Here is a 26,603-nt window from a genome sequence, read left to right on the forward strand (position 1 = left end):
CGGGAAGGTTGCCCAGGGGGTGGCCGGAGTCAACGTATGAAATCTAAATCACGCATACCTTGACGCATCTTACGGTGCGTGTGACGGTGGAGCACGAGCCAGCGCCTGCCGCCCGGCCGGCGGAAAGCCGGTTTGACCAGGTCAGATGCGTCGAGACGAGGTGCGGGATGAGTCATACCGGGAGCTCCGGCGGTCAGCCGGGTCCGCAGCGGACCACCGGCCGGGCCACCGCGCCCAGCGAGCCGACCCGGGCGTACGCCGAGCTGGTTGCCGGCAACCGGCGCTTCGTCGATGGCGCCCCACGCCACCCCAACCAGGATGCCGGGCACCGGGCCGCCGTGGCCGACGGGCAACACCCGTTCGCGGTGATCGTCGGCTGCTCCGACTCGCGGCTGGCCGCCGAGATCATCTTCGACCGGGGGCTGGGCGACCTGTTCGTGGTTCGCACCGCCGGGCACACCGCCGGCCCCGAGGTGCTCGGCAGCGTCGAGTACGCGGTGACCGTCCTCGGCGTCCCGCTGGTGGTGGTGCTCGGCCACGACTCGTGCGGTGCGGTGCAGGCCGCCCGGGAGTCCGCCGCGACCGGTACCGCGCCGAGTGGCCATCTGGGCGCGGTGGTCGACGCCGTTCTGCCCAGCCTGCGCCGGGCCACGTCCGAGGGCGTGGACGACATCGACGGCATCGTCGACATCCACATCGCCCAGACCGTCGAGACGTTGCTCGGGCAGTCGCCCGTGCTCGCCGGCGAGGTGGCGCGGGGACGGTGCGCGGTGGTGGGAATGTCCTACCGGCTGGCCGCCGGAGCGGTGCGCCCGGTGGCCGTCGTACCGGCCGGCCTCGCGACGTTGGAGACCCCGGCCGGATCACCCGAGTCGACCGACCCGGCCGCGCCTGCCACCGTCTGACGCGACGAGGGCCGCTCCGCGTCACGCGGAACGGCCCTCGACCGGGATCGTGCGGGTCAGAGCAGCGACATGTGGACGTGGTCGGTGTGGTTCGACGGCCCGCTGTACGAACTCCAGCCGGTGGCCGGGAACCAGATCTGCCGGTTCCAGATCACGTAGTAGATGCCCAGCCGGTCGGCGTTACGGATGAGGAACGCGGCGACGTTGTTGCCGTACGTCCGGGTGTCGTTGTTGTGCCACGGGGAGAACCCGCTCTTCTGTAGCGACCAGTCGCAGGCGCGGCCCTTCGGGTGCTCCCACGGCCCGCCGGGGCGGTAGCAGCCGACGAACCGGTTGAAGCCGGCCGCCTTGACCTCCTTGTACGCGTGCAGCGTGCGCGGCGTGACGCAACCGGACGTGGTGGGGTCGTTCTCGCTGCACGACTGGGGCTTCCAGTCACCGTCGGCCGTGCGACCCGGGCCGATCTTCGCGACCTTGGAGGTGGCATCCACCAGGCCGCCGGTGAAACCCTTGCCGCCGACGAGGGAGAGCGCCTTGTCGGCCTCGCTCTTGCGCTTCGCCATCAGGGCGGTCTGCTTCTGCTGCTCGCGGACCTCGGTGTCGAGGGCCAGCTTGGCCTGCTCGGCGCGGGCCTTCACCTCGTTGACCTCGGAGAGCTTCTTCTCGTTGACCATGTTTATCTCGTCGAGCATCCCGGCGCGCTGGACGAACGAGTCGGGCGCATCGCTCTCCAGCAGCATCGCGACCGCACCGATCCGGCCGGTCCGGTACGCCTGGGCGGCGATCTGCCCGACCTGCGGGGCCAACGCGTCCAGGTCGGCCTTGGCCCGGTTGACCTCTGCGGCCAACTCGCCCTGCCGCTTCTTGGATTTGTCCAGCTTGGACTTTGCGGCGGAGTAGTCGCGGTTGGCCTGCTCGATGACGTCGTTGAGCAGCTTGGGCTCGCCGTCCTCCTCGTGCCCGGAGGGTGTGGGGTTCGTCGGGGCGGCGTGCGCAGGGAGCGGCCCGGCGAGCACGGTCAGTGCGGCGATCACGGCCACCACGGGACTCAACCAGCGGTGTAGGGGTGCCGTCACAATGTTCCCTTCCGTCGACCGCCGACCGGGTTAGCTGACGGGTTCGGGGCGGAAGTGGCCCCTACCGCTGACGCGGATTCACCCCAGGCACCTGGGTCCCCGGCTCGCCGGTTGGCGATTGGGCGGTGGCACCGCAGGCGCCGCTTCGCGCCTTCATCGGTAACCGGCAGCGAGGTTACCCGAGAGTCGACCGGGTGAGCTACGCCTGGATGCCGACCAAAAGCGTCATTTCGCCATAGCGTTGAGTGACCAGTGACGCGGTTCTCAGGGTGGATGCCCGATCTGGTCACGCTGAGGAGTGTCACCATGCCGTATCCGTGCTCCTGTTCGACTCCGGCCACCGGTCGGTGGCCTCGGATGGGGGTGCGGTCCGCGTCCGGGCCGGCTCGTCGGAGCCGGCCGTTCGCGGTGAGCTGAGTGCGGCCAGTGCCTCGCTGCGGTCCGGCTGGGGCCGGGGCGCGGAAGCGTCGGTGGACGCCGTGGCAGCGGTACGCCCGGCGGCGGTCACCACCGCGGCCAGCCCGGTGGTCAGCGGCACGGCGGCGATCAGACCGAGGGTGGCGACCGCGCTGCGGACGATCTCCTGCGCGAGGAACTCACTGGTGAGGATCTGTCCGATCGGCCGCGAGTCGGCGGTGAGCAGGAGCAGCAGGGGCAGTGACGCGCCTGCGTACGCCAGCACGATGGTGTTGACAGTGGAGGCGATGTGCGCGCGGCCGACCCGGGTGGCGGCACGGTACAGCTGCAACCGGGTCAGCCCGGGGTTGGCGTTCGCCAGTTCGGTGACGGTGGCCGCCTGGGTGACCGTCACGTCGTCGAGCACCCCGAGCGATCCGATGATGATCCCGGCGAGCAGCAGGCCGTGCAGGTCCACGTCGCCCTGGAACATTGACAGGGTGGTGGCGTCCTCGCTGCCGAAGCCGGTGAGGTGGGTCGCGGCCGTGGCGATGGTGGCGAGCACGCCGGTCAGCACCAGGCTGCCCAGGGTGCCGAGCACCGCGACCGAGGTCTGTGCGGTGACCCCGTGGGTCAGATAGAGCACCACGAACATGATCAGGGCCGCGCCGACCACCGCCACCAGCAGCGGTGACCCGCCGGCGCTGATGCCCGGCAGCACGAAGGTGAGCAGGATGGCGAAGCTGGCGGCCAGTCCGGCGAGCGCTGCCAGACCTCGCCACCGACCGAACGCGACGATCGCGGCCGCGAAGATCACCGCCAGCCACACCATCGGGGTGCCGCGTTGGTGCTCGGCGATGTTCCAGTTGCTGGTGGTGGGATCGGTCGGGTCAGCCAGCTCGACCAGGATGACCTCGTCGCCGACCTCGACCCGGGGTGCGCCGGGCCCGTCGGGCACCGGTGTCCGTACCTGCTGGCCGGCGGTCGGCCCATCGTCCACCCGCACGTCGACGGTGCCGCACCGCCCGTCCCCGACCCTCGGTGTGCCCTCGGGAACCGACGGCACCGGCGGGCACGGCTCGCTCACCACCCGGGTGACGGTGCCGGGGTAGCGCGGCACGTCCGCGCCACCATCGGTCTGCGGTGACCCGCCGCGCGGCCAGAGCAGCGCTGCTGCCAGCACGGTGGCGACGAAGAGGGGTACCACAGTCACGACGAGGATCCGTCGCACCCTTGGTGGGGCGGACGGAGCAGTGTGAGTGTGGTCGGAACCCAAAGCGAGACTCCCAACGATCCGGTGCGGGATACGGGTCAGCGGGCCTGGCGGTTCACCGTTGCGGTGGAAACGCGGCGGACGGCGGGGCGGATCGCTGCCTGACGACCGCTTGATCACGGACGGTCAGTGCTCGGCCCGGTCGGCCGGGGGCGCCGCCACGACGTGGCGGCGCGGGTGCCCGACTGTGCAGCGGCATTCGGAGGGCCATCGTGGGAGATGCTAGCCAGCCCTCCCGGGGCCTGCAGGTCGTGGCGGAGTGTCGGGCGGCCGAACCGCCCGCGCGGCGGACCTCGGGCGGTCAGCCGCGCTTCATGAGCCGGCCGACCGCCGCCATCATCTCGGTGGCCATCTCGTCGGCCCGACCCTCGGCGGCGCCCTCGTGCATGCAGTGCCGGGCGTGCCCGTCGAGCAGCCCGAGGGCCACCTTGTCGAGGGCGGCCTGGATGGCGGAGATCTGGGTGAGCACGTCGATGCAGTAGCGGTCGTCGTCGACCATCTTCTCGATGCCCCTGACCTGCCCCTCGACGCGGCGGAGCCGCGCGAGCAGCTGGTCCTTGCTGGCGGTGTATCCGCGGATCGGGGTGGGTGCGGTCATGTCCACCAGGATAGCGTACCCCCAGGGGGTATGGTACGGTCGGTTCTGTTGAGATACCCCCACCGGGTACCGGTACCTCGAAGGAGACGGTCCAATGGTCAACACCACGTACCAGGTCCAGGGCATGACCTGCGGCCACTGCGTCAGCGCGGTGAGTGCCGAGGTCGGCGCCATCCCGGGCGTGCGCGACGTCCAGGTCGACCTCGCGGCCGGCCGGGTCACCGTCAGCAGCGATCAGCCGCTGGACACCGCTGTCGTCCGAGCCGCAGTCGACGAGGCCGGCTACGACCTCGTCGACGCGTGATCGGCGGGTCGGCGTGCGCACCGTGACGAGACTGGCCGGGTTCGCCGTCGGCCTGGCGGCGATCTTCGGCGCGACGTACGGGGTCGGCCGGGTGGTCGACAGCGCCCCGGTGATCGAGGGCCGGCACGACGGCGACGCCGCCCATGCGACGGGCGAGCACGACGAGGTGGCCGATCGGCTCCCCGGCGGCCTGCTCGTCTCCGACCGGGGCTACACCCTCCAACCGGTCGCCGCCCCGGCCGGCGAGTTCGCCTTCCGGATCGCCGGCCCGGACGGCCGCCCGGTCACCCGGTACGACGTGGCGCACGACAAGCAGATGCACCTGATCGTCGCCCGTCGGGACCTCTCCGGCTTCCGTCACGTCCACCCCGAGCTTGCCCCGGACGGCACCTGGCGGGTCGACACCCCGCTGGCCGGCCCCGGGCAGTGGCGGGCGTTCGCCGACTTCACCCCGACCGGGGGTGAGTCGCTGACCCTCGGCGTGGACGTGACCGTCCCCGGCGAGTTGACCGAACGGCCGTTGCCCGCCCCGGCGACCAGCACCACAGTCGACGGCTACACGGTCACCCTGACCGGTGCGCCGCAGCCCGGCCGCACGTCGTCGCTGACCCTGACCGTCAGCCGGGACGGGCAGCCGGTCACCGACCTGGAGCCCTACCTGGGCGCGTACGGGCACCTGGTGGCACTACGTCGGGGTGATCTGGCGTACCTGCACGTGCACCCGGACGGGACGCCCGGCGATGGCCGCACCCGGCCCGGTCCGGCCGTCACCTTCCTCGCCGAGGTGCCCTCGGCCGGCAGCTACCGGCTCTACCTCGACTTCCAACACGGCGGGAGGGTGCACACCGCCGAGTTCACAGTGGTCGCCGGCGCCGCCCCGACCGGAGACGTCCCCACTCCGAGCGGACCCGCACCGACCGGCGGGACCGACCACGGCACCCCCGGGCACGGACACAACTGACGGGACCAGACGATGACCACCACCAGCAGACCACTACCTGAGGCGCCGAACCGGATCGAACTGGCGATCGGCGGGATGACCTGCGCCGCGTGCGCCGCCCGGATCGAGAAGAAGCTCAACCGGATGGACGGGGTGAGCGCCACCGTCAACTACGCCACCGAGAAGGCGACCGTCCGGTACGCCGACGGCGTCACGCCGGACGACCTGATCGGGACCGTGCAGAAGACCGGTTACACGGCGGCGCTGCCGGCCCCGCCCAGCGCGGAACCCCCGGTGGACCCGTTGCGGGCACCGCGTACCCGGCTCTGGGTGTCGGTGGTCCTGAGCGTGCCGGTGGTCCTGCTGGCCATGGTCCCGGCCTGGCAGTTCGACTACTGGCAGTGGTTGTCGCTGACCCTGGCCGCCCCGGTGGTGGTCTGGGGTGGGCTGCCGTTCCACCGGGCCGCCTGGACCAACCTGCGGCACGGCGCGGCGACCATGGACACCCTGGTGTCGCTCGGCACCCTGGCCGCGTTCGGCTGGTCGCTCTGGGCGCTCTTCCTCGGTGACGCGGGGATGCCCGGGATGACGCACCCGTTCCGCTTCGACATCACCCGGACCGACGGCGCCGGCAACATCTACCTGGAGGCGGCCGCCGGGGTCACCGTGTTCATCCTGGCTGGTCGCTACTTCGAGGCCCGGTCCAAGCGGACGGCCGGTGCCGCCCTGCGCGCCCTGCTCGACCTCGGCGCCAAGGACGTGACGGTGCTGCGTGACGGCGTGGAGACCCTGATCCCCGTGGACCGGCTCGCCGTCGGTGACCGGTTCGTGGTCCGCCCCGGGGAGAAGATCGCCACCGACGGGGTGGTCGACGAGGGCACCTCCGCTGTCGACGCCAGCATGCTCACCGGTGAGTCGGTGCCGGTCGAGGTCGCCCCGGGTGACGGCGTGGTCGGCGCCACGATCAACGCGGGTGGGCGGTTGATCGTCACCGCCACCCGGGTCGGCGCGGACACCCAGCTCTCCCGGATGGCCGACCTGGTGGAGCAGGCGCAGAGCGGCAAGGCGGCCGTGCAGCGGCTGGCGGACCGGATCTCCGGGGTCTTCGTGCCGATCGTCATCACCCTCGCAGTCGGCACGCTCGGCTGGTGGCTCGGCACCGGGGCCGGCCCGACCGCCGCGTTCACCGCCGCCGTGGCCGTGCTGATCATCGCCTGTCCGTGCGCGCTCGGCCTGGCCACCCCGACCGCGCTGCTGGTCGGCACCGGTCGGGGCGCCCAGCTCGGCGTGCTGATCAAGGGCCCGGAGGTGCTGGAGTCGACCCGCCGGGTGGACACCGTGGTGCTCGACAAGACCGGCACCGTGACGACCGGCCGGATGACACTGGTGGACGTTGTGCCGGCGAGCGGTGTGGACCGGGCCGAGCTGCTCCGGCTCGCCGGGGCGGTGGAGGCCGCTTCCGAGCACCCGATCGCCCGTGCGGTCGCGGCCGCTGCCACCGATGAGGGCGCGCTGCCCCCGGTGACCGCCTTCGGCAACCTCGAAGGGCTGGGGGTGACCGGCACTGTCGACGGACGGGCCGTGCTGGTCGGCCGGGTCCGGCTGCTGCGCGAGCGCGAGATCGACGTACCGCCGGAGGTCGAGTGGGCCGTGCGCGACGCGGAGGCCGCCGGCCGTACGGCGATCGTCGCCGGCTGGGACGGACGGGCCCGGGGCGTGCTCACTGTCGCCGACGTGGTCCGGCCGACCAGCCGGGCGGCGGTGGCGCGGCTGCGTGGGCTGGGGCTGACTCCGGTCCTGCTGACCGGGGACAACACCACAGTGGCTCGCGCGGTCGCCGCCGAGGTGGGCGTCGACGAGGTGATCGCCGAGGTGCTGCCGGCCGGGAAGGTCGACGTGATCAAGCGGCTCCAGGCCGAGGGACGGTCGGTGGCCATGGTCGGTGACGGGGTCAACGACGCCCCGGCGCTGGCCCAGGCCGACCTGGGGCTGGCCATGGGCACCGGCACCGACGTGGCGATCGAGGCGGCCGACCTCACCCTCGTCCGGGGCGACCTGGACGCGGCGGTGGACGCCATCCGGTTGTCCCGACGCACGCTCGGCATCATCCGGGGCAACCTGTTCTGGGCGTTCGGCTACAACGTGGCGGCCCTGCCGTTGGCCGCCGCCGGGCTGCTCAACCCGATGATCGCCGGCGCCACGATGGCGCTGTCCTCGGTCTTCGTGGTGGCCAACAGTCTGCGGCTGCGTCGGTTCCGTCCGGCCGCTGCCGATCTGTGACGACGGTAATGGTTGGGCCGTTGACGACGGGGGTACCTCTGTGGTTGTAGCGACGCTTGCAATGCTTGCAATGGAGGTTGGCAATGGGTATCGACGACAAGATCAACAACGCCACCGAGGACGCGACCGGCAAGCTGAAGGAAGGCGCCGGTCGGGCCACCGACAACGAGCAGCTGGAGGCGGAGGGTCGCGCTGACCAGTCCACCGCCAAGCTCAAGCAGGCGGGCGAGAAGATCAAGGACGCTTTCAAGAGCTGACGTACGACGTAACCCGCACGCCGGGCCGGTGATCATCACCGGCCCGGCGTGCTGTGTGTCCGCCTCTTTCGCCGACCCTGAGATCCCCCTGATTCCGTTTTCGTTCCGCACCGCAGCACGCCGGCACCTGCTAACTTTCCTTGGCATGTGCAAGGGCTGGTTATGAGCAGCGCTCCACCGCCGACCGGCGACGACCTGGTCCGGGTGCTGGCCACCCTGGCCAATCCGCACCGGCTGCGGGTCGTCGCCGCGTTGGCCCGCGAGCGTGCGTACGTCAGCGGGCTGGCCCGGCAACTGGGCATCAGCCGAGCGCTGTTGCAGGTCCACCTACGGAAGCTGGCGGCGGCCGGGCTGGTCACCGCCCGCCTGGAGTTGTCGGAGGACGGGAAGGCCATGAACTACTACGAGGTGGAGCCGTTCGTGCTCACACTCACCCCCGCGGTCATCGCGACCGCGGTCGAGACGCTGACAGTGCCCGACTCGGGCGAGCAGCCGGGAGCACAGCGATGAGCGAGCACGACTGGACCGAGGTGGTCGGCGCGATCGGCATCTTCGCCTTCCTGATCAGCGTGGTCACGGTGACAGTCGTGCAGCTCGCCAAGACCCGGCGGGCCCGGTACGAGGCGGACCGGGCGGACGACTACCGCCAGCTCGCCGAGACGGCAGCTCAGGCCCAGGCGGAGAACGCCCGACTGCTCGCGGCGATGGACGGTCGGCTGGGCGGGATGGAGACCCGGATGACCACGCTCGAACGCGTCCTGCGCGAGGTCGACTGACCCGGCGGACGAGGGCGGCCCCGGGCCGTCGAGCGGCTACTCGACGGCCCGGGTGGAAGCAGCATCACCTCGCCCAGTGGGCGAGTTTCACCGGCAACGCTCCCTCGAGGAGAGGACAGCACCTCATGCTGCGCGTACGCAAATCCGCAGTCGGCTGGGCGGTCGCCCTGGCTCTCACGGCCGCCGGCCTGGCCCCGGCGAGCCCGGCCGCCGCCCGACCACAGCCCGCCCCGACGATCGACTGGCGGCCCTGCGCCGCGGACACCAGCGCCGAGTGCGGCACCCTGTCTCTGCCGGTGGACTGGAACCGACCCCAGGGTGAGCGCTTCGACCTGTCGCTGGCCCGCCGGGTCGCCAAGCCAGCCACCCGGGAAGGCGCGCTGATCTTCGGCCCCGGCGGGCCGGGCGACAGCGGTGTCGACCGGGTGGTGAACGGCAGCTCCCGGTTCAGCGCCGACCTGCGTGCCCGGTTCGACATCGTCAGCTTCGACCCACGCGGCACCGGCGGCAGTCACCCGGTGGTCTGCGCCCGGGACCTGCTCGCCCGGCAACCACAGCTGATCGCCGATCAGGCCCAGTTCGACGCCGTCCTGGCCAACAACGCGCTGCTGCGCGCCGACTGCCGCGCCCGCACCGGGTCGCTCTACGACCACGTGGACACCACCAGCGCCGCCCGCGACCTGGACGCGGTCCGCGCCGCGCTCGGCGAACGGCAGTTGACCTTCCACGGCAGCTCGTACGGCACCCTGCTCGGGCAGCGGTACGCCGAGCTGTACCCCGACCGGGTCCGGGCCATGGTGCTGGAGGCAGCGATGGACCACAGCGTTGACACCCGCGCCTTCCTCGACAGTCAGGCCGTCACCGCGGAGGGTGCGTTCGACGAGTTCCTGGCCTGGTGCGCCCGCTCGGCCCACTGCGTTCTGCATGGTCGCGACGTCCGGGCCAGCTGGGCCGGGCTGCAAGCCCGGGCCGAGCGTGGCTCGCTGACCGACCCGGACCGGGCCGGAGCGGCGCTCGCCCCGTTCGAGTTGAGCCGCCTCGCCCACAAGAAGCTCTACGACACCTGGCGGTGGCCGGGGCTCGCCCAGTGGATCGTCCGACTGGAGGGCACCGCCACCACGCCGAGCGTCCGTCCGTCGGCGGACCAGGCCGTGGCTCCGTACCCCTTCGCGGTTTTCTGTCAGGACTGGAGCCTGCCGGTCCGCGACTACAGCGAGTACGTCGGACATCTGCGCCGGGCGGTCCGGCTCGCGCCGGACCTGCGCTACCCGCCGGCGCTGTTCGCGCTGGTCACCTGTCTGGGCACCCCGACGCCGGTGGCCAATCCGCAGCATCGGCTACGGGTCCACACCGACGTGCCGCTGCTGCTCGCCGCCACAGTGCACGACCCGGCCAGCGGCTACGGCTGGGCGCGCACCGTGGCGCGGCAGTTGGGTCGGCACGGCGCGCTGCTCACCTACCAGGGCTGGGGGCACGGCAGCTACACCACGAGCCCGTGTGTGCAACGAGCCGTCGACTCGTACCTGATCGATCAGGTGGTGCCCGCCCGGGGCGCCAGCTGCCCGGCCGTCGAACCTGAGGTGTGACCGCCACTGCCGGCCGTCGGTTCGCCCGGCGGTCGGCAGCGGTGTGCTCAGTGGCGTCGGGTGGCGCGTACGACCACGTCGTACAGCGGGACCTCCCGGCCGGGCACCGTGCGGCGGTGCTCCTCGGCAGTGACGATCTCCCAGGTGCTGCTGTCCAGGCCGGCGGTGATGTCCGCGAGGGTCACCGATGCCTCGTCGGGCGGGTGGTGCCCAGGCCCGTGTCCGTGTCCGTGCCCGTGCCCCTGCTCACCTGCCTCCGAGGTGTGCAGATGCCCGACGATCAGGAGGGTGCCGCCGGGGGCCACCCAACCGGCGATGCGGTCGTAGAAGGCCAACTGCGGCATCGCGGGGTGCGCGTAGTGCGTCGTGACCAGGTCGAACGGCGTCTCCGGGGCCCAGGCCGTCAGGTCCGCCTCCACCCACCGCACGCGTTCGGAGACGCCGCTCTCCGTCGCGCGTTCGGCGGCCCGAGCGAGGGCAACGGGTGCGATGTCGACGGCGGTGACCTGCCAGCCGTGGGCGGCGAGCGAGATGGCCTCGGCGCCCGCGCCGCACCCGGCGTCCAGCGCCGAGCCCGGCACCAGAGCGCCGATCTCCCGGGCCAGGTACGGGTGCGCGGGACTCGTGCTCATCGCGCCGGGACGGTCGTGGTGCGTCTGGTGCCAGTGCCGCTCCCAGTAGTCCTTGTCGAACTCGTGCTGCTCGGTCATCTGTGCCTGCTCCTTCGCGCGTCGGCCACGACTGTGACCGGCGAACGGGCGATGCGCAAAGATTGTTGCCAAAACGGCAAGATGGTGGTCCTCACCCCTGCCCGGTCAGCCGGGCCGCCCGCACCTCCAGGTAGCGCTGCTCGGGCCGGCTCGTGGTGCCCCGCGCCGCCATCAGGTACGCCTCCCGCGCCGCACCGACCTCCCCGGCCAGCTCCAACAGGTGCGCCCGGACGGCGGCCAGCCGGTGGTGTCCGGCCGTGCGTTCGTCGACGTCCAACGGCGTGAGCAGGGCGAGCCCGGCCCGGGGCCCGTCGACCATGGCCACCGCCACCGCCTGGTTGAGGGTGACCATCGGATTCGGCGCGATCCGGGCCAGCAGTCGGTAGAGCGCGACGATCTGCCGCCAGTCCGTCTCCGCCGCCGTCGACGCCTCGGCGTGCACAGCGGCGATCGCCGCCTGGAGCTGGTACGGGCCGGGCGGCGACCAGGTCAGCGCCTCGGTGATCAGGGCGACGCCCTCGGCGATGGCGGCGGCGTCCCATCGGGAACGGTCCTGCTCGGCCAGCGGCACCAACTCCCCGTCCGGTCCCACCCTCGCCGCCCGGTGCGCGTCGGTCAGCAGCATGAGCGCCAGCAGCCCGGTCACCTCGCCGTCGTCCGGCAGCAGCCCGCGCAGGACGCGGGCCAGCCGGATCGCCTCGCCGGTCAGTTCGGCCCGGCGCAGATCCGGGCCACTGGACGCCGTGTAGCCCTCGTTGAAGATCAGGTAGAGCACCCGCAGCACCGTTGTAAGCCGCTCGCCCCGCTCGGCCGGCCCGGGCATGGTGAACCGTGCCCCGGCAGCCTCGATCCGCTGCTTGGCCCGCCGGATCCGTTGACTCATCGTCGCCTCGGGCACCAGGTGCGCCCTGGCGATCTGGGCGGTGCTGAGACCGCCGACCGCCCGCAGGGTGAGCGCCACCTGCGCCGATCCGGGCAGCGCCGGGTGGCAGCAGAGGAACAGCAGCGTGAGGGTGTCGTCGTCGGCCGGAACGGCGGGCTCCGCGTCCGCCGCGGGCGCCACCCCGGCGTACGCCGGCTCGCGTCGCGCCACCGCCACCTCGCGGTCCCGGCGCGCACTCTCGCTGCGCCACTCGTCGGTGAGGCGGCGGGTGGCCACGGTGAGCAACCAGGCGCGCGGATTGTCCGGTACGCCCTGCCCGGGCCACTGCGTCGCGGCGGCGAGCAGCGCCTCCTGGACCGCGTCCTCGCACCTGTCGAACTGTCCGTGCCGACGGACCAGCAGGCCGAGGACCTGCGGCGCGGACGTGCGCAGCAGATCCTCGACCGTCCGGTCCTCGGTCACATCTCCGTCCCGGCCTCGTCCATGATCGGGCGGACCTCCATCGCGCCGCCGTACCGGACGTCCGGCCAGCGGGCGGCGATCTCGGCAGCCCGCTGCGGGCTGTCGCAGTCAACGGCCAGGTAACCGGCGAACTGCTCCTTGCTCTCCATGAACGGGCCGTCGAGGACCTCGGGGCTGCCGTCCACGAGCCGGACCGTCAACGTCCGCGACGGATTGGCCAACGCCTGGCCGCCGATCAGCTCGCCGGTCTCGGTCAGCTCCTTCATGATCTCGTCGACCTCACCGAAGAGGGCGGTGCGATCCTGCTCGCTCAGCTCCTCGGTGAAGCCGGGCCGGTTCCAGATCAGCAGCATGTACTTCACGGCAATGCTCCTCAGGCTCTGGTCGCACCCCGATCGGGGCGCGACTCACCGCAGGGTCGGAGCCGTTCCCCCGATCCCTACCGCGTACCGAAGAAAATCGCAGAAACATCCGCCGGGGGCGTTCCCACGCCGGATGGTTCAGCGCGGATCGGGTCGGCCGGGCACCTGTCGGGGCTTCCGGGCGCCGCCGACGTCCAGCGACGCCCGGTCGGCGGCCGAGGTGCCGGACGACCAGCCCTCGGCGTCGCGCACGCTGAGCCGGTGCCGGGTGACGCCGGGGAAGAGCGTGTCCAACCGTTCCCGGACCGCCTCACCCCGCGCCGCGAGCACCGGCAACAGCCGTTCCGCCCCGGCCGTCTCGGCCGCCGCCTGGTCCGCCGCGTCGGTCGCCGCCTCGGTGGCCGTCCGCAGCCGCTCGCCGATCCGCAGCGCGAACGCGTTGAGGAAAGACTCGTCCCAGACCTTCGTCCGTCGCCCCGACCCCTGCCGGCGCTCGGCACGCCCACGCAGCATCGCCGCCGTGGCCTGAACCAGCAGCGACGTGTAGAGCAACTCCACCGCCACCAGATCGGCCGGCCAACCCAGCACTGTGGCGAAGCCGAGATCGTCGGACCAGACCGCCTCGCACCGGTTCGCCGCCGCCACCTCCTGCACCAGCAATGCCTTCGCGCCCGCGTACGGGGTGTCGGTGCTCAGGCGGACGCCGCCGGGCAGGTCCCCGCGCTCCGACCCGGCCGCCAGCAGCGCCTCGTCGATGCTGTGCCGGGCTATCAGCTCCTGGGCCTTCCCGGTCAGCGCCTCCGCCTCCGCAGGGAAGGTGGTCGACTCGGCCTTCGCCAGCAGCGCCCGTACCCGATCCAGCATCGGCGACCCGCTGCGAGCCGAGCCGCCCGAGCGGGGCAGTGCCGCGCCGCTGGTGCCCGGCGGTGGGCGCAGCACCGCGATGGGCGGCAGGCTCTCCACCAGCGCGAGAGTGTCCACGGCCGCGCGGAGCGCGTCGGCCCGGTCCAGACCCTCCCGGCTGGCCCAGCCGGCCAACACGCTGCCACCGCCCTCGGTGGCCCCCAGTTCGCTCAGCTGGTCGTCCCACCAGGCCGGGACCGGCTCGGCCTGATCGCGCCGCTGGGCGGCCATCGCGGCACGGACCAGCCGGGCAGCGCGGGCGTCGAGCCGTCGACTGGTGATCCGGTCCACGTCGACCGGCTGCCAGCCGCGGGGCCACAGCCGACCCAGGCCGCGGACCAGGCGACGCAGCAGAGCGGCGTCCACCGCCGTGGTGCCGTCCGCGGCGCCGGTGCCGACCATCAGTTGGTCCAGCTGCCGTTCGGCCTGCCGTACGTCAGTGCCGCGCACCGCCGCGAGCGCGTTGGCGACGAGTTCGTCCGCGTCCGGCACGGGCACCTCCTTCTCGGGATCTGGCTGTCGCTGCCCCTCCAGGCTCCATGATCATGCCGCCCGTCGCCCGGGAGTCACGAAACGGGGATGTGCCGCCGGCCCATTGGGCCTTCCCGCAGCTCTGGCCCGGCATGTTTCATGCGGTTCGGGGTATTTCCGACCCGATCCAGCTGACTGCGAGGTGTGTGGTGGTCGATTCGAGCCTGCCGAGGCCCCGTTCCGCCGACGTACGCTCCTCCACCCTCGTCGGCGTCCTGATCGGCATCGCGATCATGGCTGCGGTGGACGAGATCGTCTTCCACCAGTTGCTGGCGTGGCACCACTTCTACGACCGGTCCACCCCATCGGTGGCGCTGCTCTCCGACGGGCTGCTGCACGCCGCCGAACTGATCATCCTGGTCGGCGGGTTCTTCTGGTTCGCCGACCTGCGTCGACGACGTGCCCTGTCGAACCGGCTGGCGTGGGGTGGCTTCCTGCTCGGTGCCGGAGGGTTCCAGGTCTTCGACGGGGTGGTCGACCACAAGGTGCTCCGGCTGCACCAGATCCGCTACGGCGTACACCTGCTGCCGTACGACGTGCTGTGGATCGCGTCCGGCGCGGTGCTCCTGCTGGCCGGTGCCGGGGTGGTGTGGTGGGCCCGATCCCGGCGGCCCGACTCCCGCCCCCGATGACGGTGGCCGGGCCGCTGGCGCACGCTGGGCACGGTGCGGCCGGGCCGAGTTGGTTCCCGCTGTTCCCGGTCGCGTTGTTGGCGGTCTGCTACGTGCTGGCCGCCGTCCGAGACCCGCGGGGTTGGGACCACCGACGTACCGCCGCGTGGCTGGTCGGCTGCGCCCTGCTGGCGGTCGCCGTCGGGCCGCTGGCCCAACTCCCCGACAACCCGAGCGGGCACATGGCGCAGCACCTGCTGCTCGGCATGCTGGCCCCGCTGGGGCTGGTGCTCGCCGCCCCGGTGACGCTGCTGCTGCGGGTCGCGCCTCCGCCGATGCGCCGGCTGGTGGGACGGCTGCTGCGCGCCCGCCCGCTGCACCTGCTCGCCCACCCGTTCACCGCCGCGCTGCTGACCACCGGCGGGTTGGCGCTGGTGCTGCTCACCCCGCTGTACGCGGTGGCCGAACGTCACCCCGTCCTGCACCACGCCGTGCACCTGCACTACCTGGCCGCCGGGTACCTCTTCGCCTGGTCGTTGGCCGGGCCGGACCCGGCGCCGCATCGCCCCGGACTGGCGGTACGGGTCGGCGCGCTACTGGCCGCGTCGGCCGGCCACGCCGTGCTGGCCAAGTACCTGTACGCCCAGGCCGAAACCCTCCCGCCCGGCCTCACCGACCGGGAACCGGAAGCGTTCCGCTCGGCCGCCCAGCTCATGTACTACGGCGGCGACCTGGCCGAACTGCTGCTGGCCGTAGCCCTCTTCGCCACCTGGTACCACCGCCGGATCGGGTCGAGGCGGGACGCACCGACCACTGTGACGGGACGGGCGCCTTCGACGCCTGATCTTGGGACAGGTACGGAAGCCCGTCCCGGTCGGACTCGCTCCGGCCGACTCCCCTGACAGGCGAGGATCCATGCATCGCATACCCAATCCCGCACATCGTCGCCGCCTGGCCGCGGCACTCAGCACCGGCGTGTTGGTGTCGCTGGTGACCGCGGTACTGCCCGCGTCTCCTGCCGCCGCCGCGCCCCCCGCCGCGGATCTGGTGGTCACCGCCACCGCCATCGCACCCCGTGACCAGGTCGTGGATGTCGGCGGTGGAGTCACCGTCGAGGTGGAGGCCCGCAACGCAGGCAGGAAGTCCGCGTCGGACGTCACTCTGACGTACGGGCTGCCGGCAGGTGCCTTCTTCACGGACGGCAACGCCGCCCCCGAGGGCTGGGCCTGTGACTTCGGCGCAGCCGCCAGGTGCACGTACGGAGCGCTGGCCGCGGGGGCGAGCGCGCCGCGACTGCGGTTCGATTTCGCCTTCCCGCCCGCACCGGTCGGCACCATTTCGGCGGTGACTGCCACGGCGCAGACGACCAGCACCGAGTTCTCCACGGCCAACAACGTGGACGAGGCCACGATCACCTACATCCGAGGGGTGACCGACCTGGAGGTCACCACGGTTCAGGCCGACCCAGCTCAGGCGATCGTCGGCGACACGGTGAACATCTACGTGCAGGTGCACAACACCGGGAACATGACGGCGGACGAGGTGCACGTCATCGTTCCGCTGCCCACCGGCTTCAGTCGAATCGAGGAGCCGTACAGCAGCCCCTGGTACTGCGAGTTCGGCGACGACCCCGCCTCCGGCCAGCCGACCTGGGACTGCACGGCCTACGGCCTGGTCAACGGGTACACACCCTCCGGGCTCTGGCTGACGGCCAAGGTTGCCGACGCGGTGCCGGGTGAGGTGGCGACCGTGACCGCCCGAGCGACGACCAACTCGCCGGAGGACGACCTCTCCGACAACACCGGCCAGGCCACCGTCACGATCGTGGAGGCGGCGACGGTGCGGTGACGTGGTCATCGACGCCGCTGTGACCAGGTGTTGACCATCGGCTGATCGTCGACTCAGAGCCGGCTGCTCTGGGCACGGGATCTCCCCCGCACTGCGTCTACCGATCGCGTGACGCAGTGCGGGGGTTCCGTCGAGCAGGGTTGATCAGGTCTCTTGTGGCCAGCCGGTGAGGATCTCCTCCACCGGGAGGACGTCCTGCTCCGGATCTGGTGCCGGGGTTGGCTGGTCGGTCGGGGTGCGGTCGAAGCGGGGTGCGGGGGCCGGCTGGATCTCGCCGCCCACCTCGACGAACGTGCCCCGGGCCGCGTTGTGCGGGTGCGCGTGCGCCTCGCCGGGGGCGAGCACCGGCGCGACGCAGGCGTCCAGGTCGGCGAAGACCGCCGTCCACTCGTCCCGGGTGCGCTCGGCGAACCGCTCGGCGAACCGGCGGCGCAGCTCGTCCCAGCCGCTCGGGTCGTACTGGGCGGGCAGGTCCGGGTCGCCGGCGAGGCCGAGGCCGGTGAGCAGTACGGCGTAGAAGGCCGGTTCCATCGCGCCGACCGCCATGAATCCACCGTCGGCGGTGGCGTACGTGTCGTAGAACGGCGCCCCGCCGTCGAACATGTTGCGCCCACGCGGGGCGGCCCACAGGCCGGTGCCGAGCAGCCCGTGCAGGAACGAGGTGAGCAGCGCCGAGCCGTCCACCATCGCCGCGTCGACCACCTGGCCGAAGCCGGAGCGCTCCCGCTCCAGCAGCGCGGCCAGCACCCCGACGGCGAGCAGCATCCCCCCGCCGCCGAAGTCGCCGAGCAGGTTCATCGGCGCGTACGGCCGCTCGCCGGCCCGTCCCAGCGGTTCCAACGCCCCGGCCACCGCGATGTAGTCGATGTCGTGCCCGGCTCGGGCTGCCAGCGGGCCGTCCTGACCCCAACCGGTCATCCGCGCGTACACCAGTCGGGGGTTGCGGGCCTGGCACACCTCCGGCCCGATGCCGAGCCGCTCGGCCACCCCGGGCCGGTACGCCTCGACCAGCACGTCCGCGCGTTCGGCGAGGCGCAGCAGGTCCGCCACTCCGGCCGGGGACTTCAGGTCCAGTGCGATGACCCGCCGGCCGCGTTGCAACGGCCCGCTGGTCGGTGCGGCCAGCCGGCCCGCTCCCGGGGCGCCCGGCCGGTCCACCCGCACCACGTCCGCGCCGAGGTCGGCGAGCACCATGCAGCCGAACGGCGCCGGCGCGAGGCTGGCCAGCTCGACCACGCGCACCCCGGCCAGCGGCCCGCCGCGTGCCGCCGTCACGCGACGTCAGCCGGTTCGGTCCGACGGGCGGCGAGCCGGTCGGCCAGGTCGGCGGGGGGAGCGAACCGGTCGCCGTAGCGGCCGGCCAACTCGGTGGCACGGGCCGCGAAGCCGGCCGGGCCGCCCGTGTACTGCCGGACGTAGCGGATCACCCCGCCCGTCCACGCCGGGAAGCCGATGCCGAAGATCGAGCCGATGTTGGCGTCGGTCTCGGTGCGCAGCACCCCCTCGTCGAGGCAGCGCAGCGCGTCCAGCGCCTCCGCGAAGAGCATCCGCTCCTGGAGGTCGGTGAACGGCACCGCCCGACCCGCGTCGGTGGTCAGATCGGCGAGGCCGGACCACAGCCGGCCCCGGGTGCCGTCGTCGTAGGAGTAGAAGCCGCGTCCGGCGGCGCGCCCCGGCCGGTCGTACGCGTCGACCAGCTCGTCCACCAGGCGGTGCGCCGGCAGCGGGCGGAACTCCTCGCTGGCCGCCTCGAACTGGCGGCGGATCCGCTGGATCAGTGTGAGACTGACCTCGTCGGCCAGCGCCAGCGGCCCGGTCGGGTAGCCGGCCTGAAGGGCGGCCTGCTCCACCGATGCGGCGGGGACACCCTCGGCGACCATGCCGACCGCCTCGTCGATGAACCTGCCGATCACCCGGCTCGTGAAGAAACCCCGGCCGTCGTTGACCACGATCGGGGTCTTGCCGATCCGCCGGCCCAGGTCGAACGCCCGGGCCAGCGCCACGTCCCCGGTCCGTTCGCCCACCACGATCTCCAGCAACGGCATCCGGTCCACCGGAGAGAAGAAGTGCATGCCGATGAAATCCGCTGGCCGGTCCACACCGGCGGCCAGCCCGGTGATCGGCAAGGTGGAGGTGTTGGAGGCGAGCAGCGCGTCGGGCGCCAGGACGGGCAGCACCTCGGCGAAGACCTGCTGTTTCAGCGCCGGGTCCTCGAAGACCGCCTCGATGACCGCGTCGCAGCCGGCCAGCGCGTCGGCCTGGTCGGTGGTGGTGATCCGGTCCAGTACGGCGCGGGCGTCCGCCTCGGTCGTGCGACCCTTGCGTACCGCGCGGGCCAGCAGCCGCTCGGCGTGTTCCCGGGCCCGGCCGGCGGCCTCCGGCGTGACGTCCTTGACCACGACGTCCAGCCCGGCTTTGGCGCAGGCGTACGCGATGCCCGCGCCCATCATGCCAGCCCCGAGCACCGCCACCCGGCGCACCGGTGGGGCGTCCACATCGGCCGGTCGGGCCGCGCCACCGTTGACGGCCTTCAGGTCGAAGAAGAACGCACCGATCATGTTTTTGGCGACCTGCCCGGTGAGCAGGCCGATCAGGTGCCGGGTCTCCACGGTCAGGGCGGTCTCCAGGTCGACCTGTGCGCCCTCGACGGCGGCGGCCAGGATCGCCTCGGGCGCGGGCAGCCGGGCACCCTTGAGCTGCTTGCGCAGCGTCGCTGGGAAGGCGGGCAGCTGTGCGGCCAGTGAGCGGCTGGCGGGGGTGCCGCCGGGCATCCGATAGTCCGGCCGGTCCCACGGCTGTGCCGGGCGCGGGTTCGCCGCGATCCAGGCCCGCGCCCGCTCCAGCAGCTCGGTGGGCGTGGCGACCACCTCGTCGACCAGCCCGACGGACAGCGCCTCGGTCGGGCGCATCCGCCGGCCGGTGAGCAGCACCGTGGTCAGCGCGCCGGCCAGGCCGAGCATCCGTACGGTCCGGGTGACGCCGCCCGCCCCGGGCAGCAGGCCCAGGGTCACCTCGGGCAGCCCGAGCCGGCTGCCGGGCGCGTCCAGTGCGATCCGGTGGTGGCAGGCGAGTGCGATCTCCAGGCCACCGCCGAGCGCGGAGCCGTTGACCGCGGCGACCACCGGTCGGCCCAGCCTCTCCAGGCGGCGCAGGTCCCGCTTGATGGTGCCGAGCAGGTCGGCCAGGTCGGGCGCGTCGGCGCGGGTGGCCCGGATCATCTCGGGCAGGTCGCCGCCGGCGAAGAAGGTCGACTTCGCGCTGGTCACGATGACGCCGACGAGATCGCTCTCGGCCTCCAGCCGGTCCAGCACGGCGCTCATCGAGGCGGCGTACGCCCGGTTCATGGTGTTGGCGGACTGGGTGGGGTCGTCCACTGTGAGCGTGACGATGCCGTCGGCGCCGCAGTCGTACCGGATGGTGTTGGTCATGGTCGTCCTCCGGGTCAGCAGCGCTCGAGAACGGTGGCGACGCCCATGCCGCCGCCGATGCAGAGGGTCACCACGGCGCGGCGCAGGTCGCGGCGCTCCAACTCGTCCAACGCCGTACCGAGCAGCATCGCTCCGGTCGCGCCGAGCGGATGGCCGAGCGCGATCGCGCCGCCGTTGACGTTCACCCGGTCCGGGTCGAGGCCCAGGTCACGGACGTACTTGAGCACCACCGCGGCGAACGCCTCGTTGATCTCGAACAGGTCGATGTCGTCGACTGTCAGCCCGGCGACGGCGAGCGCCTTGTGGGTGGCCGGGATCGGGCCGGTCAACATCAGCGTCGGGTCCGCGCCGGTGACCGCCGCACCGACGATCCGGGCGCGCGGGGTGAGGCCGAGATCCCGGCCAACCTGCTCCGAACCGATCAGCGTCAGCGCCGCGCCGTCCACGATGCCGGACGAGTTGCCCGCGTGGTGGACGTGCTCAATGGCCTCCAGCCAGTGGAACTTCTGCAACGCGACAGCGTCGAAGCCGGCCGCCTCGCCCATCGTGGCGAAGGACGGGGTGAGCTTCGCCAGCGCCTCCCGGGTGGTCTCCGGGCGCGGGTGCTCGTCGACGGTGAGGATGTCCAACCCGTTGCCGTCGCGGACCGGCACCACGGAGCGGGTGAAGTACCCGCCGGCCATCGCCTTGGCGGCCCGCTCCTGCGACCGCAGCGCGTAGCCGTCCACGTCGTCGCGGGTGAAGCCCTCCACTGTGGCGATCAGGTCGGCGCTGACGCCCTGCGGCACGAACGACGTGGCCAGCGCGGTCTGCGGATCGGTGGCCCAGGCCGCGCCGTCGGAGCCCATCGGCACCCGGGACATCGACTCGACCCCGCCGGCGAGCAGCAGATGCTCCCAGCCGGAGCGGATCCGCGCGGCGGCGGAGTTGACCGCCTCCAACCCGGAAGCGCAGAACCGGTTGAGCTGCACCCCGCCCACCTGGTCGGGCAGCCCGGCCAACAGCGCGGCCGCCCGGGCCAGGTCGCCGCCCTGCTCGCCGACCGGGGTCACGATGCCGAGCAGCAGATCCTCCAGCCGACCGACGTCCAGGCCGGGGTTGCGCTCCCGCAACGCGTCGATAAGGCCGACCACCAGGGAGATGGGCTTGACCCCGTGCAGCGCGCCGGTGTCCCGGCCGCGTCCGCGCGGGGTGCGGACCGCGTCATAGACGTACGCCTCAGAGGGCACGGGCGATCAACTCCTTCATGATCTCGTTGGTGCCGCCGTAGATCTTCTGGACGCGGGCATCGGCGTACATCCGGGCGATCGGATACTCCGTCGTGTAGCCGTAGCCGCCGAACAGTTGCAGGCACCGGTCGATGACCTCGCACTGCCCATCGGTGAGCCACGACTTCGCCATCGCCGCGGTGGAGACGTCCAGGTCGCCACGCGTATGTCGGACGATGCAGTCGTCCAGGAAGACCCGGCTGACCCGGGCGCGGGTCGCGCACTCGGCGAGCACCATCCGGGTGTTCTGGTGACCCATCAGGGTCTTGCCGAAGGCGGTGCGCTCCTTGGCGTACGCGACGGTCAGCGCGACGGCCCGTTCCATTGCCGCGACCGCGCCGACGCCGATGACCAGCCGTTCCTGCGGGAGTTGCTGCATGAGCTGGATGAAGCCCAGCCCTTCGGCGCCGCCGAGCAGGTTCGCCGCCGGAACCCGGAACTCGTCGAAGAACAACTCAGCGGTGTCGTTGGCGTGCAGCCCGATCTTGGACAGCAGTCGGCCCCGGCGGAAGCCCTCCGGGTCGCCGCCCACCTCGCAGATCAGCAGTGAGACGCCGGCCGCCCGCTGCTCGGGGTCGGTCTTCACGGCCACGATGATCAGGTCGGCCAGGCCGCCGTTGGTGATGAACGTCTTCGCGCCGGTCACCAGGTAGTCATCGCCGTCGCGGACCGCCCGGGTGCGCATCGCCTGAAGATCGGAGCCACCGTCCGGCTCGGTCATCGCGATCGCGCCAACCAGCTCACCGCTGCACAGACCGGGCAGCCAGCGCCGCTTCTGCTCCTCGCTGCCGTACGCCACCAGGTAGCCCGTGACGATGCCACTGTGGACGGCCAGGCCGAGGCTGCCCTCCCCGGCGTACGCCTGCTCGTGCAGCAGCACCGCCTCGTGGGTGAATCCGCCGCCCCCACCGCCGTACTCCTCCGGGACCGACAGGCCGAGCAGCCCCAGCTCACCGGCGCGCCGGTAGTGCTCGCGGTCCGGATGGCCCTGCTCCTGAAGGCGGTCGGCGTGCGGCAGCACCTCCTTGGTGAAGAAGGTGCGGGCCAGCTCGGCCAGGTCGTCATGCTCCGGCTCGCGCCAGTGTGAGGGGGAGCCGTCGGGCAGGGGGGTCGGCATGTGCACCACCCTCGCGCGCTGTTGGCAGCATGTCAATAAGTCGTGATCGGCGGACGGGCGCAGGCCGTCGGAACGTCCGCGAAGAGACGGGCTGAGCTTCGCCGGGGTCGCCGTGGCGTGCGGTGATCACTTGATGCTGAGTAGCTCAGTGGCAGCTCTGACGACTGCTGAGCATCAAGTGATCAAGGCGAGAGACGGCGGCCGACCGGTGAGCTGTCGATAGGGTCGGACAGATGAGTGTCGAGACGGCTCCGCGCCGCCGCCGTTTGGAGCCGGACGCCCGGCGTGGGCAGATCCTGGCCTGCGCGGTCCGGCTGTTCGGTGAGCGGCCGTACGCGGACGTGTCGACCACCGACGTCGCCCGCGAGGCAGGTGTCGCTCGCGGCCTGGTCAACCACTACTTCGGTGCGAAGAAGGACCTCTACCTGGAGGTCGTCCGGGTCATGGTGACCATCCCCGAGGTTGCCCTGGAGCGGCTGCCCAAGGGTGATCTCCGGACCCGGGTCGACGCCAGCGTCACCTGGTTCCTCGACGTGGTTTCCCGGCACAGCACCTCGTGGCTGGCGGCGGTCACCGCCCGGGGGATGGGCGGCGACGCCGACGTGGAGCGGGTGCTCGCCGAGGCCGAGGAGGTCGCCGCGGACCGCATGCTGGTCGCCGTCGGGCTGGCCGGCGAGGCGGAGCACCGCGAGGAGTTGCGCGGGATGGTCCGGGCGTACGGGGGTCTGGCCACCTCGACCGCCCGCGAATGGCTCCAGCGTGGCGCCCTGACCCGCGCCCAGGTGCACCTGCTGCTCACCACGACCCTGCTGACCATCGTCGAACAGGTCATCCCGCAGGTCATCGACGGCGACGTTTCGACACGGCCAGCGCCTCCCGCTTGAGTTTGCCCTGCCCTGCCCTGGTCGCACGGCCGCGCCGCCGTTGACGGAACCCACGCTCCGCCACCGAGCCAACCAGTGCCGAGCTTTCAGGCTGGCGCGGCGGTGGGGACCGATTGGCGGAAGTGGAGCACGATCACGATGGTCAGGATGACGATGGCGATCGGGTCGAACACCAACGAGATGAGGTTCATGTCGGCTCGCATGCCGACGTCGACGACGGTCAGGGCGAGGAACACCGACTTGGTGATGATGGCGGTCGCCGCCGCCGGCACTCTCGCCGGAAGGTGGAAGGCTCCCCAGATGATGGCCGCGCCAAGAGCCGCCTGCAGCACCCCTCGGTGCTGGAGCAGCGCAACTGTCATGCGGTCGGGGTCGGCCAATCCATAACTGCTGGTCAGCAGTTGTGGCCAGAACAGGGCAAGTGCGGGCGTCGCGGTGATCACGCCGACGATGGTGAGGATGACGCGCATCTTCATTCGACTCTCCCAGTGAGGTCGGCTCGCTGATCGTCAGCGTAGCTGATAATCAGCTCAGCGGATGACTAGGCTGTGGCCTATGCGCTCATCCGAAACCATCGCCTCCGCCACGGGGTACCTGCTGCTGAAGTTGGCCAACCTCGCCAGCGCCCGGATGGAAGAGGCACTCCTGCCCTTCCGCCTGCGCGGCCGGGACCTGCGGGTGCTGGCCTTCGTCGAGGACGGGGAGTTGTCCCAGCGCGATCTGTGTGAGCGAACCGGGCTCGACCGCACCACGATGGTCGCGGTAATCGACGAACTTGAGCGCAACGGATACGTCCGGCGCGAGCGCAGCCCCAGCGACCGCCGTAAACAGCTCATCACCGTCACCGCCGACGGCCGCACCATCTTGTCGGAAGCCCTCACGGCGATGCGCCGGACCGAGGACGACTTCCTCGCTCCCCTCGGCGAGGACGACCAGCGCCAGCTGCACCGACAGTTGTCACTGCTCTACGCGGCCCATGATCCCCGATGCCACACCGACGAGACGCCGGATCCCGAGCTGCTACCCAGCAGTGGCGTCGGCGTCGCCGGAACGCGCCACAGCGAGGGCCCGACCAGGCCCACGAGCTGAGCGCACGCCGGCTGGTCGAGGCTGCCGGAGATCAGGCGGCGCGGCGCCCGCCGGCCTGGTCGGTACGCGTGGCATCCCCGCCCTGCGCTGCCGGTGCGGCGTACCGGTCGGCGGCTTGTGCTGGATAGGACTCGGGGCGTACCACCCGCAGCGGGCGATCCACCTCGTCGGCCCCGAACCGCCAGCGTGACGGCGTCGGCTGCCGCTGTGGTGCCGGGCCGCCGGGGCGCAGCCCGGGACGGGACAGCAGCACGGTGATCAGATAGCCGACCACCAGGAAGCCGTGGCTGATCAGCCGTTCCCCGCCCACCGAGCCGGTGGCCAGGTCGTTGACCGACAGCAGCAGCAACGTGCCGACGAACGCGCTGAGCATCGGCAGCAGCCCGGCGGGTGGGCTGCGGCGCAGCGCCACGAAGAGGAAGCCCGCGCCCACTGCCACGTTCCACGCCGCCGACTCGTGCCACAGGTGCTGGCCGGTGGGGTGCAGGTGGTCGGCGGTCGCGCCCCGGCCCACCTGGGCCAGGCCGAGCACCAGTTGCACCGCGCCGAGCAACCCGAGCGCCGACCGCAGGCCGGCGACGAGCGGGCCACGTCCGAACGCCGCGCGCAACCCGGCGGCGAGCCGGCCCTGTCCGGGCACCTTCCGCAGGCCGGCGACCAGCGGGCCACGTCCGTCCGAACGCCGCCACCGCGACCGGCGCGCCGGGGCCGCGCTGGCGGCGGCAAGGATGGCCGCCGTCCGGTCGGGCACCTCAACCACCAGTCGGGTACGAACCCGACGGGTCACCGCGGCCGCCGCCGTGAACCAGGCCCGACACTCGGCACACCCGTCGAGGTGCCCCTGCACCGCCGTCAGTTCGGCGGCGGTCTCCTCCCCGTCCAGCTGCGCGGACAGGACCTCCCGCCACTGCTCACACCCCATGTATCGGTAGTCGCTCCGGCAGCCGCTCCGGTTCCCGGCGACCGTGACTGGTTGTGGAATACTCGCCGGATCATGACGCGTTACGGCCTGCTGATCCTGCCCGCCACCAACCGGGTGTACGCCCGCGCCGCCGTCGACCTCACCCGAGCCGAGCTGGAGATCTTCGGCCGCTCGGCGCTGGACGGTCGGATCGGCGAGCTGGACACCGAGGTTGTCGGAGGGGCGTCCTACATCACGTTCACAGGCGACGGGCTGACCGAGCGTGACCTTGCCGTCCTGGGCAACCTCTCCGCCGGGTACGCGTTGTTCGAGATCGTCGGTGAGCTGTTGCGGCCGATCGAGTGGAGTCGTCTGGACCGCTACGACGACGATCTGCTCACCATCCAGAAGTACCCGGGCAAGACCAATGAGCAGTTCACCAAGCTGCTGCTCAACGTCACACTGCTCGCCTCGGACTGGGCCGCCGAGATGACCAGCCGCCGGTTCCGGGTGCTCGACCCGCTCTGCGGTCGGGGCACCACCCTCAACCAGGCGCTGATGTACGGCTTCGACGCCGCCGGGATCGAGCGCGACCAGAAGGACGTCGAGGCGTACCGGGCGTTCATCACCACCTGGCTGAAGCAGAAGCGGGTCAAGCACCGGGTGCTGGAGTCGGGGCCGGTGCGGCGGGAGCGCAAGGTGGTCGGCCGGCGGGTGCGGATCGAGTTGGCGCCGACCCGTGAGGAGCACAAGGCCGGCCAGACGCAGTTGCTGGACGTGGTCAACGCCGACACCGCCCGCTCGGCGGAGTTCTTCCGCCCGGAGACCGTGGACCTGGTCGTCGCCGACGCGCCGTACGGCGTGCAGCACGGTAGTCGTACCGCTGGGCAGGGGTTGACCCGCGACCCGCTGGCGTTGCTCGCGGACGCCGCGCCGGTCTGGGCCCGGTTGTTGCGCCCCGGCGGTGCGCTCGGGATCTCCTGGAACACCCACGTCGCCAGCCGGGACGACGCGGCGGCGGCGTTGGCCGACGCCGGCCTGACAGTGGTCGACGCCGAGCCCTACCGTGCGCTGCGGCACCGGGTGGACCAGTCGATCATGCGGGACGTGCTGGTGGCCCGCCGCCCGGCCTGAAGGGCCTAGCCCCGCCGCACCGCACCATGAGCCACCCCGTCCGGGTCGCGCATGGTTTCTCTCGTCTTGGCCTCGCGGACC

At 72.1% G+C, this 26,603-nt stretch carries 27 protein-coding genes and 1 riboswitch; of the genes, 14 read left to right on the top strand and 13 right to left on the bottom strand.

What is annotated here, in order from left to right; translation table 11 throughout:
- Nucleotides 1–167: 167 nt before the first annotated feature.
- Entirely contained in the window at nucleotides 168–905 is a 738-nt protein-coding gene (locus GUI43_RS20980; protein ID WP_112699576.1) for a carbonic anhydrase, read from the top strand.
- Nucleotides 906–961: 56 nt separating this feature from the next.
- Here GUI43_RS20980 and GUI43_RS20985 read toward each other — a convergent pair whose 3' ends face one another.
- From GUI43_RS20985 to GUI43_RS20995, 3 genes are all read right to left on the bottom strand, one after another.
- Entirely contained in the window at nucleotides 962–1,981 is a 1,020-nt protein-coding gene (locus GUI43_RS20985; protein ID WP_112603581.1) for a coiled-coil domain-containing protein, read from the bottom strand.
- Nucleotides 1,982–1,985: 4 nt separating this feature from the next.
- Nucleotides 1,986–2,116: riboswitch (cyclic di-AMP (ydaO/yuaA leader) on the bottom strand.
- 166 nt (nucleotides 2,117–2,282) lie between these two features.
- Nucleotides 2,283–3,653, bottom strand: coding sequence for a YibE/F family protein (locus tag GUI43_RS20990; protein WP_112581786.1), 1,371 nt, complete (start codon nucleotides 3,651–3,653; stop codon nucleotides 2,283–2,285).
- Between the two features lie 298 nt (nucleotides 3,654–3,951).
- Nucleotides 3,952–4,248: a metal-sensitive transcriptional regulator gene (locus GUI43_RS20995; protein WP_030329541.1), complete on the bottom strand. Its 297-nt coding sequence runs from the start codon at nucleotides 4,246–4,248 to the stop codon at nucleotides 3,952–3,954.
- Between the two features lie 94 nt (nucleotides 4,249–4,342).
- Here GUI43_RS20995 and GUI43_RS21000 point away from each other — a divergent pair, with 94 nt between their 5' ends.
- The 7 genes from GUI43_RS21000 to GUI43_RS21030 all read left to right on the top strand — a co-directional run bounded on the left by GUI43_RS21000 (nucleotide 4,343) and on the right by GUI43_RS21030 (nucleotide 10,391).
- On the top strand, nucleotides 4,343–4,552 hold the full coding sequence (locus tag GUI43_RS21000) for a heavy-metal-associated domain-containing protein (RefSeq protein ID WP_112581785.1): 210 nt from the start codon (nucleotides 4,343–4,345) through the stop codon (nucleotides 4,550–4,552).
- Nucleotides 4,553–4,565: 13 nt separating this feature from the next.
- The gene (locus tag GUI43_RS21005) at nucleotides 4,566–5,513 is read left to right on the top strand and encodes a DUF8832 domain-containing protein (protein ID WP_112581784.1); all 948 of its coding nucleotides are present in this window, start codon (nucleotides 4,566–4,568) and stop codon (nucleotides 5,511–5,513) included.
- 12 nt (nucleotides 5,514–5,525) lie between these two features.
- On the top strand, nucleotides 5,526–7,772 hold the full coding sequence (locus GUI43_RS21010; RefSeq protein ID WP_112581783.1) for a heavy metal translocating P-type ATPase: 2,247 nt from the start codon (nucleotides 5,526–5,528) through the stop codon (nucleotides 7,770–7,772).
- 83 nt (nucleotides 7,773–7,855) lie between these two features.
- Nucleotides 7,856–8,029 carry a CsbD family protein gene (locus GUI43_RS21015; protein ID WP_036390803.1) on the top strand — a complete coding sequence of 58 codons (174 nt, stop codon included), beginning with the start codon at nucleotides 7,856–7,858 and terminating at the stop codon, nucleotides 8,027–8,029.
- A 162-nt stretch (nucleotides 8,030–8,191) separates the two neighbouring features.
- Nucleotides 8,192–8,539 carry an ArsR/SmtB family transcription factor gene (locus GUI43_RS21020; protein ID WP_112581782.1) on the top strand — a complete coding sequence of 116 codons (348 nt, stop codon included), beginning with the start codon at nucleotides 8,192–8,194 and terminating at the stop codon, nucleotides 8,537–8,539.
- Nucleotides 8,536–8,805, top strand: coding sequence for a hypothetical protein (locus GUI43_RS21025; RefSeq protein WP_112581781.1), 270 nt, complete (start codon nucleotides 8,536–8,538; stop codon nucleotides 8,803–8,805). The genes GUI43_RS21020 and GUI43_RS21025 overlap by 4 nt, the downstream gene beginning before the upstream one ends.
- Nucleotides 8,806–8,930: 125 nt before the next feature.
- On the top strand, nucleotides 8,931–10,391 hold the full coding sequence (locus GUI43_RS21030; protein WP_112581780.1) for an alpha/beta hydrolase: 1,461 nt from the start codon (nucleotides 8,931–8,933) through the stop codon (nucleotides 10,389–10,391).
- A gap of 47 nt (nucleotides 10,392–10,438) precedes the next feature.
- On the opposite strand, the gene GUI43_RS21035 is transcribed toward GUI43_RS21030, so the two are convergent.
- The 4 genes from GUI43_RS21035 to GUI43_RS21050 form a co-directional block, all read right to left on the bottom strand.
- A complete protein-coding gene (locus tag GUI43_RS21035; protein WP_112581779.1) occupies nucleotides 10,439–11,101 on the bottom strand; it encodes a class I SAM-dependent methyltransferase in 663 nt (220 codons plus the stop codon).
- 91 nt (nucleotides 11,102–11,192) lie between these two features.
- Complete coding sequence (locus GUI43_RS21040; protein WP_112699577.1) at nucleotides 11,193–12,446, bottom strand: RNA polymerase sigma factor; 1,254 nt, start codon at nucleotides 12,444–12,446, stop codon at nucleotides 11,193–11,195.
- On the bottom strand, nucleotides 12,443–12,799 hold the full coding sequence (locus GUI43_RS21045; protein WP_244220445.1) for a YciI family protein: 357 nt from the start codon (nucleotides 12,797–12,799) through the stop codon (nucleotides 12,443–12,445). The genes GUI43_RS21040 and GUI43_RS21045 overlap by 4 nt, the downstream gene beginning before the upstream one ends.
- A gap of 147 nt (nucleotides 12,800–12,946) precedes the next feature.
- Nucleotides 12,947–14,203: a DUF2786 domain-containing protein gene (locus GUI43_RS21050; RefSeq protein WP_112581776.1), complete on the bottom strand. Its 1,257-nt coding sequence runs from the start codon at nucleotides 14,201–14,203 to the stop codon at nucleotides 12,947–12,949.
- 188 nt (nucleotides 14,204–14,391) lie between these two features.
- On the opposite strand from GUI43_RS21050, the gene GUI43_RS21055 reads away from it, so the two are divergent.
- From GUI43_RS21055 to GUI43_RS21065, 3 genes are all read left to right on the top strand, one after another.
- Nucleotides 14,392–14,874 (top strand): DUF2243 domain-containing protein, encoded by a 483-nt coding sequence (locus GUI43_RS21055; protein ID WP_208646612.1) that lies wholly within the window; start codon nucleotides 14,392–14,394, stop codon nucleotides 14,872–14,874.
- A complete protein-coding gene (locus tag GUI43_RS21060) occupies nucleotides 14,835–15,755 on the top strand; it encodes a cytochrome c oxidase assembly protein (protein WP_249037805.1) in 921 nt (306 codons plus the stop codon). The genes GUI43_RS21055 and GUI43_RS21060 overlap by 40 nt, the downstream gene beginning before the upstream one ends.
- Nucleotides 15,756–15,843: 88 nt before the next feature.
- The gene (locus tag GUI43_RS21065; protein WP_170158764.1) at nucleotides 15,844–16,701 is read left to right on the top strand and encodes a DUF11 domain-containing protein; all 858 of its coding nucleotides are present in this window, start codon (nucleotides 15,844–15,846) and stop codon (nucleotides 16,699–16,701) included.
- Between the two features lie 144 nt (nucleotides 16,702–16,845).
- On the opposite strand, the gene GUI43_RS21070 is transcribed toward GUI43_RS21065, so the two are convergent.
- Genes GUI43_RS21070 through GUI43_RS21085 form a run of 4 tightly spaced genes read right to left on the bottom strand, consistent with a single transcriptional unit; the run spans nucleotide 16,846 to nucleotide 22,514 of the window.
- Nucleotides 16,846–17,976, bottom strand: a complete 1,131-nt coding sequence (locus GUI43_RS21070) for a CaiB/BaiF CoA transferase family protein (protein ID WP_112699580.1) — start codon at nucleotides 17,974–17,976, stop codon at nucleotides 16,846–16,848.
- Nucleotides 17,973–20,129: a 3-hydroxyacyl-CoA dehydrogenase NAD-binding domain-containing protein gene (locus GUI43_RS21075; protein ID WP_112699581.1), complete on the bottom strand. Its 2,157-nt coding sequence runs from the start codon at nucleotides 20,127–20,129 to the stop codon at nucleotides 17,973–17,975. The genes GUI43_RS21070 and GUI43_RS21075 overlap by 4 nt, the downstream gene beginning before the upstream one ends.
- Nucleotides 20,130–20,143: 14 nt before the next feature.
- On the bottom strand, nucleotides 20,144–21,358 hold the full coding sequence (locus GUI43_RS21080) for an acetyl-CoA C-acetyltransferase (RefSeq protein ID WP_112699582.1): 1,215 nt from the start codon (nucleotides 21,356–21,358) through the stop codon (nucleotides 20,144–20,146).
- Entirely contained in the window at nucleotides 21,348–22,514 is a 1,167-nt protein-coding gene (locus GUI43_RS21085) for an acyl-CoA dehydrogenase family protein (RefSeq protein WP_112699598.1), read from the bottom strand. Before GUI43_RS21085 ends, GUI43_RS21080 begins: the two co-directional genes overlap by 11 nt.
- 233 nt (nucleotides 22,515–22,747) lie before the next feature.
- Between GUI43_RS21085 and GUI43_RS21090 the strand changes: the two genes are divergently transcribed.
- The gene (locus GUI43_RS21090) at nucleotides 22,748–23,398 is read left to right on the top strand and encodes a TetR/AcrR family transcriptional regulator (protein ID WP_112581769.1); all 651 of its coding nucleotides are present in this window, start codon (nucleotides 22,748–22,750) and stop codon (nucleotides 23,396–23,398) included.
- An 86-nt stretch (nucleotides 23,399–23,484) separates the two neighbouring features.
- Here the strand turns inward: GUI43_RS21090 and GUI43_RS21095 are convergent, their stop codons facing one another.
- The gene (locus GUI43_RS21095; RefSeq protein ID WP_112603617.1) at nucleotides 23,485–23,874 is read right to left on the bottom strand and encodes a hypothetical protein; all 390 of its coding nucleotides are present in this window, start codon (nucleotides 23,872–23,874) and stop codon (nucleotides 23,485–23,487) included.
- A gap of 79 nt (nucleotides 23,875–23,953) precedes the next feature.
- Here GUI43_RS21095 and GUI43_RS21100 point away from each other — a divergent pair, with 79 nt between their 5' ends.
- Entirely contained in the window at nucleotides 23,954–24,487 is a 534-nt protein-coding gene (locus tag GUI43_RS21100; RefSeq protein WP_170158765.1) for a MarR family winged helix-turn-helix transcriptional regulator, read from the top strand.
- A gap of 31 nt (nucleotides 24,488–24,518) precedes the next feature.
- On the opposite strand, the gene GUI43_RS21105 is transcribed toward GUI43_RS21100, so the two are convergent.
- Nucleotides 24,519–25,409, bottom strand: a complete 891-nt coding sequence (locus GUI43_RS21105; RefSeq protein ID WP_112581766.1) for a zf-HC2 domain-containing protein — start codon at nucleotides 25,407–25,409, stop codon at nucleotides 24,519–24,521.
- Nucleotides 25,410–25,481: 72 nt separating this feature from the next.
- Here GUI43_RS21105 and GUI43_RS21110 point away from each other — a divergent pair, with 72 nt between their 5' ends.
- Nucleotides 25,482–26,522, top strand: a complete 1,041-nt coding sequence (locus GUI43_RS21110) for a TRM11 family SAM-dependent methyltransferase (protein WP_112603623.1) — start codon at nucleotides 25,482–25,484, stop codon at nucleotides 26,520–26,522.
- The last annotated feature ends 81 nt before the right edge of the window (nucleotides 26,523–26,603 follow it).

The organism is Micromonospora noduli, from assembly GCF_003264365.1.
In the GTDB taxonomy this organism is placed as follows: Bacteria; Actinomycetota; Actinomycetes; order Mycobacteriales; family Micromonosporaceae; genus Micromonospora; species Micromonospora noduli.